The organism is Shimia fortis, assembly GCF_040225985.1.
In the GTDB taxonomy this organism is placed as follows: domain Bacteria; phylum Pseudomonadota; class Alphaproteobacteria; order Rhodobacterales; family Rhodobacteraceae; genus Shimia.
This window is the reverse complement of record NZ_JBBPEU010000013.1, coordinates 1-14219: the sequence shown is the minus strand read 5'-3', so window position 1 is coordinate 14219 and position 14219 is coordinate 1. Positions and strand designations below refer to the sequence as shown.

9 protein-coding genes and 1 tRNA gene are annotated in these 14219 nt (G+C 61.9%); 3 read left to right on the top strand and 7 right to left on the bottom strand.

The annotated features are described in order from the left end of the window. Positions 1-99: 99 nt before the first annotated feature. The gene (locus WNE31_RS16325) at positions 100-807 is read left to right on the top strand and encodes a response regulator (protein WP_349981021.1); all 708 of its coding nucleotides are present in this window, start codon (positions 100-102) and stop codon (positions 805-807) included. Between the two features lie 7 nt (positions 808-814). Here WNE31_RS16325 and WNE31_RS16320 read toward each other — a convergent pair whose 3' ends face one another. The 6 genes from WNE31_RS16320 to WNE31_RS16295 all read right to left on the bottom strand — a co-directional run bounded on the left by WNE31_RS16320 (position 815) and on the right by WNE31_RS16295 (position 8173). Beyond that, a complete protein-coding gene (locus tag WNE31_RS16320; RefSeq protein ID WP_349981020.1) occupies positions 815-1531 on the bottom strand; it encodes a GNAT family N-acetyltransferase in 717 nt (238 codons plus the stop codon). A gap of 64 nt (positions 1532-1595) precedes the next feature. Continuing rightward, positions 1596-2825 (bottom strand): DUF1501 domain-containing protein, encoded by a 1230-nt coding sequence (locus tag WNE31_RS16315; protein ID WP_349981019.1) that lies wholly within the window; start codon positions 2823-2825, stop codon positions 1596-1598. 10 nt (positions 2826-2835) lie between these two features. Further along, positions 2836-4221 (bottom strand): DUF1800 domain-containing protein, encoded by a 1386-nt coding sequence (locus tag WNE31_RS16310; protein WP_349981018.1) that lies wholly within the window; start codon positions 4219-4221, stop codon positions 2836-2838. A 164-nt stretch (positions 4222-4385) separates the two neighbouring features. After that, on the bottom strand, positions 4386-6236 hold the full coding sequence (gene aspS / locus WNE31_RS16305) for an aspartate--tRNA ligase (protein ID WP_349981017.1): 1851 nt from the start codon (positions 6234-6236) through the stop codon (positions 4386-4388). 183 nt (positions 6237-6419) lie between these two features. After that, on the bottom strand, positions 6420-7094 hold the full coding sequence (locus WNE31_RS16300; protein ID WP_349981016.1) for an aminotransferase class IV family protein: 675 nt from the start codon (positions 7092-7094) through the stop codon (positions 6420-6422). Continuing rightward, entirely contained in the window at positions 7049-8173 is a 1125-nt protein-coding gene (locus WNE31_RS16295; protein ID WP_349981015.1) for an aminodeoxychorismate synthase component I, read from the bottom strand. The genes WNE31_RS16300 and WNE31_RS16295 overlap by 46 nt, the downstream gene beginning before the upstream one ends. A 193-nt stretch (positions 8174-8366) precedes the next feature. On the opposite strand from WNE31_RS16295, the gene carB reads away from it, so the two are divergent. Next, a complete protein-coding gene (gene carB, locus WNE31_RS16290) occupies positions 8367-11699 on the top strand; it encodes a carbamoyl-phosphate synthase large subunit (RefSeq protein WP_349981014.1) in 3333 nt (1110 codons plus the stop codon). Between the two features lie 350 nt (positions 11700-12049). Here the strand turns inward: carB and WNE31_RS16285 are convergent, their stop codons facing one another. Next, entirely contained in the window at positions 12050-13279 is a 1230-nt protein-coding gene (locus WNE31_RS16285; protein ID WP_349981013.1) for an acyl-CoA dehydrogenase family protein, read from the bottom strand. Between the two features lie 213 nt (positions 13280-13492). On the opposite strand from WNE31_RS16285, the gene WNE31_RS16280 reads away from it, so the two are divergent. Continuing rightward, positions 13493-13567 (top strand) — tRNA-Gln (locus tag WNE31_RS16280). Positions 13568-14219: the final 652 nt, after the last annotated feature.

Genomic DNA, 14219 nt, shown 5'->3' with positions numbered 1-14219 from the left:
GCGCGCCGCAACGTTCTGCCCCCGCGCCATTAACGGCGCATTTACCAACCCTGCCCTAGCCTCTGAGTCGTTTCACACCGTTGCCACAAGGAGACCCCCATGGATGACCTGACGCCGCTTTCGATGATGTCTGCCCCGACGGCCCGCCGTCCGCTGTTGGGATTGACGGTGCTTGTCGTCGAGGACAGCAAGTTCGCCTGCGATGCGCTGCGCCTGATGTGCCTGCGCAGCGGGGCGCGTATCCGCCGCGCCGATTGCCTCGCCTCGGCGCGCCGTCACCTGCAGGTCTATCGCCCCAGCGTGGCGATCATTGATATGGGCCTGCCCGACGGATCGGGGGCCGAACTGATCGAAGAACTGAGCCGCGGCACCCCCCGGATCGACGTCGTGCTGGGCACCTCGGGGGACAGTTTCACCGAAGAGGTGGCGCGTGCTGCCGGGGCGGACGGTTTTCTGGCCAAACCCCTTGAAAGCCTCGCCGCCTTCCAGGAGGCGATCCTGTCGCGCCTGCCAGTCGACCGTCGCCCCTGTGGCCCCCGCAAACTGCCAGTGGACACGATCAAGCCCGACCCTGTCGCCTATCGCGATGACCTGTGCCACGCGGCCGAGGCGCTGCAAGGCAATACTTCGCTGGACTACGTCGCACGCTTCCTGTCTGGCATCGCGCTGAGCGCCCATGACCTTGCCCTGCAACGCGCCGCCGACAGCGTGACGCGCGGGCGCGCCGAGGGCAAACTGCTGAATGCTGACGTGGTCCGCCTGCGCCAGCTGGTCGATGCGCGCATCGCGCGGGAACCGGCAATCTGAAGGCTGGCTAACCCAGCGCAGGGTCGTCATTGGCCCGCACGAGACGGGTCAGGTCGCTCAGCCGTTCGCGCTGGTTGCCCTCGGCGTCGAAGTTCGAAGGGTTGAGCCAGACCTCGAACGCCTCGGACAGCGCGGGCCATTCGCTGTCGATCACCGAGAACCACGCCGTGTCGCGGTTGCGCCCCTTGACCACGGTGTGCTGGCGATGGACGCCTTCGAAACTCATCCCCAGACGCTGGGCCGCGCGCCGCGAGGGCAGGTTCAGCGCATCGCATTTCCATTCATAGCGGCGAAACCCCGCCGCGAAGGCCCAGCGCATCATCAGCACCATCGCCTCGGTCGCCGCGCGGGTGCCTTGCAGCGCGGGAGCCAGATTGATATGCCCAACCTCGATCGACCCGGAGGGCGGATTGATCCGAAGATAGCTGGCCACCCCGCCCCAACTTTGGCGGACCTTGTCCTTTATCGCGTAAAACAGGGGATCCGGCCCGCCGGTGATGCCCTTGACCCAGCGGTGATAGGCCGCCGCGGAATGGAATGGCCCATAGGGCAGATAATCCCAAACCGGATCGTGATCCTGATAGGCACGGAACAACAGCGCCGCATGACGGTCGGCCTGCAAGGGTTCCAAACGTGCATAATGCCCCTCAAGCACCTCGCCCGAAGGTGGCGCAGGCGGGGTCCAGTTCTTGATGACCGCTCCAAGGGGTCTTGGGTCTTGCATGGCACGGCTCCTGTCTCTTGGCATTACCTTGCACCAGCCGTGCAAGGCTGCCAAGCCCCTGACATCACAGAAGCATCCGAGGATCATCCCCCATCTCAAGACCTGGAAAGACCGTGTGTTCCAGATGGCTGCGCTCCAATCCGAAACTGCCGCGAATGGCCCAGGCGGCATAGCGGCGCACATCGTCCAGCGGCATCAGGTCCCGCCGCGCATAGAGATCGGCCTCGGCCAGTCCCGGCCAGGCGCCAAAGACCTTCCCGCCGCGCAACGCCCCCCCCGAGAGGATCATCGCGCCGCCGGTCCCATGATCCGTGCCCCTGGTGCCGTTTTCCCGCACGGTGCGGCCGAACTCAGTCATGGCCACCACGGTCGTGCGCCCCCAGACCACCTGACCACATCCCTCTTTCAGGCGCAACAGCACCTTGGCAAGGCGATCCAGCGGCTGTTTCAGGCGGTTGTCCTGCCGTGCATGGGTGTCCCAGCCCCCCAGTGAGAACGAGACAACCCGCGTGTCGCCGACCAGTTGACGGGCAGCAAAGTCGGCAATGCGAAGGTGACTTTTGCCGGCAGCGCGCGGTTTCATATCCTGTTGCAACATGGACATCATGTCGTCATCCGACCCTTCCACGACTACCGCGTCACCATCGTTTTCGGCCAGAACCAGCGCCTGCGCCATCGCAGCCCCCAGTGCAGGGTCACTGCGCATGGTCATTTCCAGCAGGCGCACGCCCTGCGCGCTGAGCGTAATATCCACATCGGGCGACCAGTTCGACACCGGTGCCGCGCCTTTGGTCAGCAGCATGGTTTCGGACCCGATTGCATAGGCCGTTTCCGTCTGAACGCCGGGCGTGGTCTGTAGCATCCGGTTCAGCCATCCGTCACGAATACCATCTCCAAGCGACGGTAGCCCCGCCTCGAGCAAATCCTGACCGTCGAAATGGCTGCGTTTGTCGCGATAGGGTTGCGAAACGGCATGAACAAAGCCCAGTTCTCCGGCCTGCCAGAGCGGCATCAACGGGGCCAAGGCTGGATGCAGACCAAAGAACCCGTTCAGGTCCAGCCCGTCCGGGCGCCTCTGGGCAAGGCGCGGACGCGCGGCGGCAAAGTCCGGATCGCCCCACGGACGCACGGCATCCAGCCCGTCCAGCCCGCCGCGCAGGATGATCACCACCAGCCTGTTATCCCAAGGCCCCGCAGCCAGACTGACCGGGGTCAACAAAGGACTGGCCGCTGCGGAACAACCCAAGGCCGCCGCGCGCGCCAGAAACCCACGTCTTGAAAGCGATTTGGTCATGCGGTCCTCCTTACCGGCGTTGAAAGGCCGGAGACATCAGCACCAGCGCCACGCCTTCGCGCCGGTTTTCGGCGGCTTCGGCGGCAAAGGCCACATCCTGCGGTGCATCGGGCCCAAGGCAGGCCCTGACAAACTCTCGCGGGTCCGGTGGGGCGCCCAGAACGCCGGACGGAAAGGTCAGCGCCCATTGCAGCCGCGCGGCCATGCCCTGTGGTGAAATCCACGCCTCATCTTGTTCCGGCCAGCCATCGGGACCACCCGGCGCATCCCACGGCTGCCCCATCCGGTGCAGAGGGGTGACGACAAGACGTTGCTGCCCCTTGTGGCCAAGCGCGGTATAGATGCTGCCTGTCACGCCAAGTCCCCGCATCGCCGAGGCCATGAAATCCTGCGGTGGCTTGATATTCGCAAGCACCGGATCCCAGGCCCCGGGCGCCTCGAGAAGAGCTTGATATACGGCCAGCAGATCACCCTGTGTGTCGAGGTATACACCGGTCAAACGTTCCACCAAAGCCGGGTCCGGCGTATCCGACAGGAAATGCACGGCCAACTTGCCCGCGATATGCCGCGCCGTCGCCGGGTGCCGCGCCAGATCACGCAGGGCGGCCTCGATATCCTGCAACCGCCCGTTTCGCTGCCCATAGCTTTGCCCGAGGATGGTCTCTGGCCCCGGTTCGGCCCGGTTCGGCAAATATCGAAATCCGGTCTTGAGCCAAAAGGCAAGTCCGGTAAGCAACTCGGCAAGTTCGCGCACGTCGGCCTGCGTATAGGGTCCATCCACCCCAAGCGTGTGCAGTTCAAGTACTTCCCGCGCGAGGTTTTCGTTAAGCCCCTGCGCCTTGTTTTTCTGGCGTGCAAAGGCGCTGTTGGGACCAATCGACTGGGTCTGATCGAGGTACATCAGCATCATGGGATGCATCACCACCGCAATCAGCATCTCTTCAAATCGGCCCGCCACGAAGGGGCGGATAGCCTCGTCGACATACGAACCCACGAGCGCCTGAAAATTCACAGATTTGCCCCTGACCGTGAAATGGTCTTTCCAGAAACTGACAAGGCGTTCGCGAAACGCGGTCGGGCTGTTCACCTGTCGCATCAGGGTCTGACCAGTGATCCTGACTCGCTGCCGATAAAAGTCGCGGCCCAGTGACTTGGTGATCTTGGACGCCTCTTCTGCCTCGGCCTTGTCCGTGGATTTGCGCACCGTCCTGTTTGCCGCGCGATATGCCAGCAGATCTTCACGGAAACTATCCATCGAAGGGATCGGGAAGCGGGTGATTATGTCGTCCGGTCCGATGAGCCCGGCCAACATCTCGGCAACGCCTGACGGCGGAGTCAGATCGGGCGACAGGCCGTATCCGAAACGAATTTCCGCAAGTACCGGATCAAAACGCATCTCTTGTGGTCCTCAGGCAAATCAACCGGTTTTTCCCTGATAACATAAGCACCTTTGCGTTGAATACAGCCTACCGGGCGCGCAGCGCGCGTGGACAGGCAAGAACCCGCACAAAAAAGGCCCCCGGACGGGAGGCCTGTTTCCGTTGACATTGCTGCGCGGGATCACTCCTGCGGGATCACCCGCAGGCCCAGTTCCATCAACTGATCGCTGGTCGGATCGCTCGGCGCGTTCATCATCAGGTCTTCGGCGCGCTGGTTCATCGGGAACATTACCACTTCGCGGATGTTTTGCTGATCCGCCAAAAGCATCACGATGCGGTCGACGCCAGCAGCACAGCCACCGTGCGGCGGGGCACCGTATTTGAACGCGTTGACCATGCCGCCAAACCGCTTGCGCACCTCGTCTTCGCCATAGCCCGCGATTTCAAACGCCTTGAACATGATCTCGGGCTTGTGGTTCCGGATCGCACCCGACACCAGCTCATAGCCATTACAGGCAAGGTCATACTGGAAGCCGGTCGCCGAAAGCGGATCGGTTTCGAGGATTTCCATCCCCCCCTGCGGCATCGAGAACGGGTTGTGATCGAAATCAACCTCGCCGGTCTCGTCGTCTTTCTGGAAGATCGGGAAGTCCACAATCCATGCGAATGCAAAACGATCCTCGTCCAGAAGGCCCAGTTCTTTCCCGATCACGTCGCGCGCGCGCCCCGCCACCGCTTCGAACGCCTTGGGTTTGCCGCCAAGGAAGAAGGCCGCATCCCCAATGCCCAGACCCAGCTGCTGGCGGATCGCCTCGGTGCGCTCGGGGCCGATGTTCTTGGCCAGCGGACCAGCCGCTTCCATGCCGCCCTCGACCTCGCCGGATTTCAGCATGGCCTGCGCTTCCTTGACCTTGATGCCAAGCTCCTGCGCCACGCTGTCGGCGGTTTTTTCGCGCCAGAAGATATAGCCCATCCCGGGCAGACCCTGTTCCTGCGCGAACTTGTTCATGCGGTCACAGAACTTGCGTCCGCCACCGGTCGGCGCCGGAATGGCGCGCACTTCGGTGCCTTCCTGCTCCAGCAGTTTGGCAAAGATCGCGAAACCGGAGCCGCGGAAATGCTCGCTGACGTCCTGCATCTTGATCGGGTTGCGCAGGTCGGGCTTGTCGGTGCCATACCATTTGGCGGCATCGGCATAGGAAATCTGCGGCCAGTCCTGATCGACTTTGCGCCCGCCCCCGAACTCTTCGAAAATGCCTTGCAAAACAGGCTGAATGGTGTCGAACACGTCCTGCTGGGTGACAAAGCTCATTTCCATGTCGAGCTGGTAGAAATCGGTCGGCGAGCGGTCGGCGCGCGGGTCTTCGTCGCGGAAACAGGGTGCGATCTGGAAGTATTTGTCAAAGCCCGCAACCATCATCAGCTGTTTGAACTGCTGCGGCGCCTGCGGCAACGCATAGAACTTGCCCGGATGCAGACGCGACGGCACCAGGAAGTCGCGCGCGCCTTCAGGCGACGACGCGGTGATGATCGGCGTCTGATATTCGCGGAAGCCCTGATCCCACATGCGCTTGCGCATCGACATGACCACGTCCGAGCGCAGCTTCATGTTCTCCTGCATCACGTCGCGGCGCAGGTCGAGGAAGCGGTATTTAAGACGGGTCTCTTCGGGATATTCCTGATCGCCAAACACCATCAGCGGCAACTCATCCGCCGCGCCCAGCACTTCAAGATCGCGCACGAACACTTCGATCTCACCGGTCGGCAGTTTCGGGTTCACCAGCTCGGGGTCACGCGCTTTGACGTTGCCGTCAATGCGGATACACCATTCCGAACGCACCTTTTCCATCTCGGCAAAAACCGGGCTGTCAGGGTCGCACAGAACCTGCGTCACGCCGTAATGGTCGCGCAGGTCGATGAACAGGATGCCGCCGTGGTCACGAACACGGTGAACCCAGCCCGACAGGCGGACGGTTTCACCGACATTGGATTTGTTCAGGTCGGCGCAGGTATGGCTGCGAAAGGCGTGCATGGTCGCTCCCTCTGACGGGTGAATAGTGAAGTCGCGCCGATACACCTTTTCGCGCGGGTAAAGTCAAGGGAACAGCGGCGGAATTGCCCTAAAATCGCCGTTGCGCCCTGCCGGAACTGTGCGAGAGGTCAAATCCCGCCGAAACACGGCCGATCTGGCGCGCTCCGCCAGAGGGTCCCGAAGCTACTCCGGCGGGCGATGCACCGGACAGGACGCATCCCACATAGCCTGCAACTGCCCGCGCAGGGCATTGGTCAGAACGATCTGCCGGGCAGCGCGCAGGTCGGCCAGCGTGAGGACGGCTTCACGCCAATGGCCTGCGTCCAACATGGTTTGCCGGTACACCCCCGGCAAGCAGCCGCACGCGACCGGCGGAGTGAACCAGTCACCCTTTGAGGTCTCGAAGGCGATATTGGTGATGCTGCCTTCGCATACCTCGCCCCGCGTGTTCAGGAACACCCATTCCTGCACCCCATCCGGCAATTCTGTCCGCGCCCGGTCATAAAGCGCACGGCGGGTGGTTTTATGGCGCAGGAACGGATCATTCGGATCAAGGTGGCTCGGGTGGATGCGAAAGGACCACGGGCCTTGCGATGCAGGTGGCAACGGGGCGGTCGAGATCGCCACCCTGCCCGGCCGGTCCAGCGTCAGGCGACACCGCAAAGGGGCCTCACCGGAAAGCGACGCAACCGCGGCCTGCACATCATGCGGGTCCAGCGCAAACCCCAGCGCCGCCGCAGACCGGGTCAGGCGCGCGAGATGCAGGTCAAGATGCGCCACGGGCGCGCCGGGCACCCATGCAAAGGTTTCGATCAGGCATGTTCCATCTGGAACCGGGTCGCGAAACGGGCTTTCCATAGGGCCTCCTCATATTCCGACGCGGCGGTGCTGTCCCAGACCACGCCCCCCCCGACATTCAGAATTGCCGCGCGCCCTTCGACCATCAGCGTGCGGATCGCCACGTTAAAATCGCTGCGCCCGTCGGGGGCGGCCCAGCCGATCGTGCCGCAATAGATATCTCGGGCGTCCGGTTCGAGATCGTTCAGGATCTCCATCGCGCGCAGCTTGGGCGCGCCGGTGATCGACCCACAGGGAAACAGGGCACGCAGAATATCGCCCAGACCTGTTCCGTCCTGCAAATCGGCGGTCACAAGAGACACCATCTGGTGCACGGTCGCATAGCTTTCGACCTTGAACAGGTCCGGCACATGCACGCTGCCCGGTTTGGCCACGCGACTTATGTCGTTGCGCCGAAGGTCAACGATCATCAGGTTTTCCGCGCGGTTCTTTTCGTCTTGCGCCAGCCACAGTTTGCGCCGCCGATCCTCGGCCGGATCACTGCTGCGCGGCTGGGTGCCCTTCATCGGGCGCGTTTCGATCCGCCCGTTTGCACTCGTGCGAAAAAACAGTTCCGGTGAGCGGCTGAGGATCGTCGGCAGCCCGTCCTGTTCGATCAGTGCGCCGTGGCCCACGGGTTGATGCGCAGCCAGCGCGGCATAAAGCGCGGCGGGGGTGCCGCCCGTCTGTGCCTTGATCGGAAAGGTCAGATTGGCCTGATAAATGTCACCGTCCCCGATTAAGCCGCGCACCACGTCGAAGGCGCGTTGATACCGGGCCCTGTCCCAAAGCGGGCGGACCCCAACCAGCGTGGCAGGACCTTGGGGCAAAGGTGCGGCGGCGGTCGGCGCGTCGTACACCCCGAATTGCAAAAGCGGCAGCCGACGGCGCGCCGGCATCCGCGCCCGCAACCGGGGCTCCAGCGCATAGCCCAGTTCATAGCTTGCATATCCCGCGAGCCATTTTCCCTGCGCGCGGGCAGCGTCCAGATCATCCAGTGCCTGCATCACCTCGTCAGGTCTCATGGCCACGATCAGGCGTTCAGGACCGGCAAAACATGCCGCCCGCGCCTCTGGCCCGCGATCAAAGCGAATCTTCACAGCCTGCCCCACATTGGTTCACCGGCTGGGTATACGGCTACGCGCCGGAAAGAACAGGCTGGAAAGCGGCAGTTTGATGCAATTTCCCGATCCCCCTTGCACCTTGCCCGCCGATAGTTATAACCCACGACAATTTGCGCATTCGGGCGACTCCTGCCACTCCTCCCTGTCGCCCCAACATCCGAGGTCTGCCATGCCCAAAAGAACCGACATCTCCTCGATCATGATCATCGGGGCCGGCCCCATTGTGATTGGCCAGGCCTGTGAATTTGACTACTCCGGCGCCCAAGCCTGTAAGGCCCTGCGCGAGGAAGGCTATCGCGTGATCCTCGTGAACTCGAACCCCGCGACAATCATGACCGACCCCGGACTGGCCGACGCGACGTATATCGAACCGATCACCCCCGAAGTGGTCGCCAAGATCATCGAGAAAGAACGCCCCGACGCGCTGTTGCCGACCATGGGCGGTCAAACCGGCCTCAACACCTCGCTCGCGCTCGAGGAAATGGGCGTGCTCGACAAGTTTAACGTGGAAATGATCGGGGCCGACCGCAAAGCGATCGAGATGGCCGAGGACCGCAAGCTGTTCCGCGAAGCGATGGATCGGCTGGGCATTGAAAACCCGCGCGCCTCGATCGTGACCGCGCCCAAGAAGGAAAACGGCGATGCCGACCTTGAAGAAGGCATCCGCCTGGCGCTGATCGAACTGGAAGACATCGGCCTGCCCGCGATCATCCGCCCCGCCTTTACCATGGGCGGCACCGGCGGAGGCGTCGCCTATAACCGCGAGGATTACATCCATTTCTGCCGCACCGGCATGGATGCCAGCCCCGTGAACCAGATCCTGGTCGATGAATCGCTTTTGGGCTGGAAAGAATACGAGATGGAGGTTGTGCGCGACAAAGCCGACAACGCGATCATCGTCTGCTCGATTGAAAACGTCGATCCGATGGGCGTGCATACCGGTGACTCGATCACCGTGGCCCCTGCCCTGACCCTGACCGACAAGGAATACCAGATCATGCGCACGCACTCGATCAACGTGCTGCGTGAAATCGGCGTGGAAACCGGCGGATCGAACGTGCAATGGGCGGTGAACCCCGAAGATGGCCGCATGGTCGTGATCGAGATGAACCCGCGTGTATCGCGTTCGTCGGCGCTGGCGTCCAAGGCGACCGGCTTCCCGATTGCAAAAATCGCCGCGAAACTGGCCGTCGGCTTCACGCTGGACGAACTGGACAACGACATCACCAAGGTCACCCCGGCGAGCTTTGAGCCGACCATCGACTATGTCGTGACAAAGATCCCGAAATTCGCGTTTGAGAAATTCCCGGGCTCCGAGCCCTATCTGACCACAGCAATGAAATCCGTGGGCGAGGCCATGTCGATCGGCCGCACCATCCATGAATCGCTGCAAAAGGCGCTGGCCTCAATGGAATCCGGCCTGACCGGCTTTGACGAGGTGGACATCCCCGGCGCGCCCGACAAGGCCGCGGTCATCAAGGCAATCAGCCAGACGACCCCGGACCGGATGCGCACCATCGCCCAAGCCATGCGCCTTGGTCTCAGCAATGACGAAATCCACAACGTCACAAAATTCGACCCGTGGTTCCTCGACCGCATCCGCGAGATCATCGAGGCGGAAGAAGACGTGCGCGCAAATGGCTTGCCCGGCGACGAAGCCGGCCTGCGCAAGCTCAAGATGATGGGCTTCACCGATGCGCGCCTTGCCAAGCTGACCGGCTATAGCGAACGCGACATCCGCAACAAGCGCGTGAATGCGGGCGTCACCGCCGTGTTCAAACGCATCGACACCTGCGCCGCCGAGTTCGAGGCGCAGACCCCGTACATGTATTCGACCTATGAGGCCCCGATGATGGGCGACGTTGAATGCGAGGCCCGCCCGAGCGACCGCAAGAAAGTGGTCATTTTGGGCGGTGGCCCGAACCGGATCGGTCAGGGGATCGAGTTCGACTATTGCTGCTGTCATGCCTGTTACGCGCTGACTGATGCAGGGTACGAGACCATTATGGTCAACTGTAACCCCGAAACCGTGTCGACCGACTATGACACCTCGGATCGTCTGTATTTCGAACCGCTGACCTTTGAACACGTGATGGAAATCCTGCGTGTGGAACAGGAAAACGGCACCCTGCACGGCGTGATCGTCCAGTTCGGTGGCCAGACCCCGCTGAAACTTGCCAACGCGCTGCATGACGAAGGCATCCCGATCCTTGGCACTACGCCAGACGCGATCGACCTTGCCGAAGACCGCGAACGGTTCCAGGCACTGGTGAACGAGCTGAACCTGAAACAGCCGCTGAACGGCATTGCCTCGACCGACGCCGAAGCGCTCAAGATCGCCGAAGACATCGGTTTCCCGCTGGTGATCCGCCCGTCCTATGTTCTGGGGGGGCGCGCGATGGAAATCGTACGCGACATGGCCCAGCTCGAACGCTATATCGCCGAGGCCGTGGTGGTGTCCGGCGACAGCCCGGTCCTGCTTGACAGCTATCTCTCGGGGGCCGTGGAGCTGGACGTGGACGCGCTCTGTGACGGCGAAAACGTGCATATCGCGGGCATCATGCAGCACATCGAAGAGGCCGGCGTGCACTCGGGCGACAGCGCCTGTTCGCTACCGCCCTATTCGCTTGACGCCGAGGTAATCGCCGAGATCAAGCGCCAGACCGTGGCGCTGGCCAAGGCGCTGAACGTGGTGGGCCTGATGAACGTGCAATTCGCGGTCAAGGACGGCGAAATTTACCTGATCGAGGTCAACCCGCGCGCTTCGCGTACCGTGCCCTTCGTTGCCAAGGCCACCGACAGCGCCATCGCGTCGATCGCAGCCCGTCTGATGGCCGGTGAGCCGCTCTCGAACTTCCCCGAGCGTCCGCCCTATGAAGAAGGCGCCGATATCTCGACCCCGCAGCCGATCGCCGACCAGATGACCCTGGCCGATCCGAACATGCCGTGGTTCTCGGTGAAAGAGGCCGTGATGCCCTTCAACCGCTTCCCTGGTGTCGACACGATCCTGGGCCCGGAAATGCGCTCGACCGGTGAAGTCATGGGTTGGGACCGCTCCTTTGCGCGCGCCTTCCTCAAGGCACAGCTGGGCGCGGGGATGATCCTGCCGACCGAGGGCAAGGCCTTCATATCGATCAAGGATGAAGACAAGACTGCCCAAATGGTCGAAACCGCCCAGATCCTGATCGAACTTGGCTTTGGCATTGTCGCCACCGCGGGCACGCAAAGCTGGCTGGCCGAACAGGGCGTGGCCTGTGACCGCGTGAACAAGGTCTATGAAGGCCGCCCGAACATCGTTGACCTGCTCAAGAACGGAGATATCTCTCTGGTCATGAACACCACCGAGGGCGCGCAGGCGGTCAATGACAGCCGCGAAATCCGCTCGGTCACGCTGATGGACAAGATCCCGTACTTCACGACGGCTGCGGCCAGCCACGCTGCGGCCCGCGCCATGAAGGCGCGTGAAGAAGGCGATATCGAGGTGCGCAGCCTGCAAGGCTAACCCCCCTGATCTCATGAAAAAAGGCGCCAGAGACAGTCTCTGGCGCCTTTTTTGTTTCCCGAAGGCCACGTTCTTGGTTTTCTGCCGCGTTTGTAGATTGACCAGCGGCTGTGCCAGCAGCGAGGGTTGGAAAAAATCACCGAGCAGCCCAAGGACCAAACATATGCGCTTTTTCATCGCCCTCGCCGCCCTCCTCACCCTCAGCGCCTGCGGCGGTATCCCGCTGGTGCCGTTGATCTGAGGCGACGTGCCCCCCTTTTCACCTTCGTAAAATACTCCCGCCGGAGGCGTCTCGCAGGCCCGCAAAGGGCCTGCAAAACCTGCGCGCGCCGCTGGCGCGCACAATCAGGTCAGACTTTCTGCTGCGTGTACTGGCGCAATTCCTTGCGGGCCACCTGACGACGGTGCACTGCGTCCGGCCCGTCCGCCAATCGCAGGGTCCGCACCTGTGTCCACGCAATCGCAAGCGGCGTATCCTGTGACACACCTGTTCCGCCATGCATCTGCACCGCTTCGTCAATCACCCGCAGCGCCACGTTCGGGGCCACGACCTTGATCTGGCTGATCCACGGCGCGGCAGCACGGGCATCGCCCTGGTCCATCATCCAAGCGGTTTTCAGACACAACAGACGCGCCTGTTCGATCTCCATCCGGCAATTTGCGATGATGTCATAATTCGCTCCGAGATGCGCCAGCGGCTTGCCAAAGGCCTCTCGGTCCAGCGCGCGCTTGCACATCCGCTCGAGCGCGGCCTCGGCCTGACCGATAGCGCGCATGCAGTGATGGATGCGCCCCGGCCCCAGACGCCCCTGCGCAATTTCAAACCCGCGCCCTTCGCCGAGCAGGATATTTTCCGCTGGCACCCGCACGTCAGTGAACCGGATATGCATGTGCCCGTGCGGCGCATCGTCGTGACCATACACCATCATCGGACGCAGCACCTCGATCCCGGGCGTGTCCGCAGGCACCACAATCATGGACTGGCGGTTGTGCACGGGCATGTCATCGCCACCGGTTTTCACCATCACGATATAGACCTTGCAGCGCGGGTCGCCCGCGCCCGAAGACCAGTATTTCTCGCCATTCAGCACATAGTCATCGCCGTCCCGTACGCAGGACATCGAAATGTTCGTGGCATCCGAACTGGCCACGTCCGGCTCGGTCATGAGGTACGCCGACCGGATTTCACCCTCAAGCAAGGGCGCGAGCCAGTTCTCTTTCATGGCGTCGGTGCCATAGCGTTCGAACACTTCCATATTGCCGGTATCGGGCGCAGAGCAGTTGAACACCTCGGCGCCAAGCGGCGTCTTGCCCATTTCCTCGGCGAAGAAGGCATATTCCACCGTGGTCAGGCCAAAGCCTTTGTCGCTATCGGTCAGCCAGAAATTCCACAGACCGCGTTCCTTGGCCTTGGCCTTCAAACCCTCAAGGATTTCGGCCTGCCGTTCGGTATAGGTCCAGCGGTCCCCCTTGCCGATCTCGGCATGGTATTCATCTTCCAGCGGCATGATGTCGTTGCGGATCATGTCCCTGACCTGATCCAACAGCTTTTCGTTCTCGGGGCGCATACCCAGATTCATGGTTGTTCTCCCTTAGTGCTCCACTTGTGGACAGGGTGACATACCCGCGGGTATGTTGTCTATCACCCCGCCTGCAAGTGACGCAGGGTCGCAAATTGTGACGTGTGCGTCGGGGCACAAATCAGCAATCGAAAAAATTTCCGGTTTCGCCAAAAAAATCCCCCTCCCCCTCTTGCGCCCACCCCCAAGCCACAGTAATTAGCCGCTCACCGTTGGGGTGTAGCCAAGTGGTAAGGCAGCGGTTTTTGGTACCGTGTATCGTAGGTTCGAATCCTACCACCCCAGCCATTCAATCCGAGACGACGAAAAGCTTTATCCTGTATCGAACAGGAAGGCTCGGAGTCCGCTACTGCTCCCCGGAAATGCCCCAGAAGTTGCCCCAGTCGGGTGTAACGGGTCTAGCGTGGTCCCGAAGCCAAGGTAACGTCTCGTGTAAGAGGTCGAGAGAGCACCCGGGGCACCCGTTAGGGGTGCTCAGGGTGGGATGGAATGCGCTCTGAGGCGCGGTGAGGGCCCATGCCACAGTGATAGGAGGCGACGGTCCACACCCTTCGCCCAGTAGTCCCAGTCGTCTCGCTTGTTATCCGCCAAGACCCCCTCGATCAGGTGCTTCGGACGACAGCACAGCGGATTATGACAGCGATGGCGAACCACCGTCCCGCAGTCCAGCACCGCCCAGTTAAAGGTATAGTAGGCTAGGCGCGACCGGTTCTACCCGGCGAAAACGCCAAGAGCAGATCGACACTTCATTCCTTAAGCTCTTTTGCTTGTTTCTTCATTTGGAAACGAAAAAGAGCATTGTTGGAGAGAAGGCTTAGGCCAACAGGTCGAAGACGTCCCCGCCAATCTGCAGGTTAATCGACGTTTGTGCATCGCCGTCCACCAAGGCCCACATGATCTGGCCAGTGGGACGATAAATCACGAAGCTCTCGCTGATGCC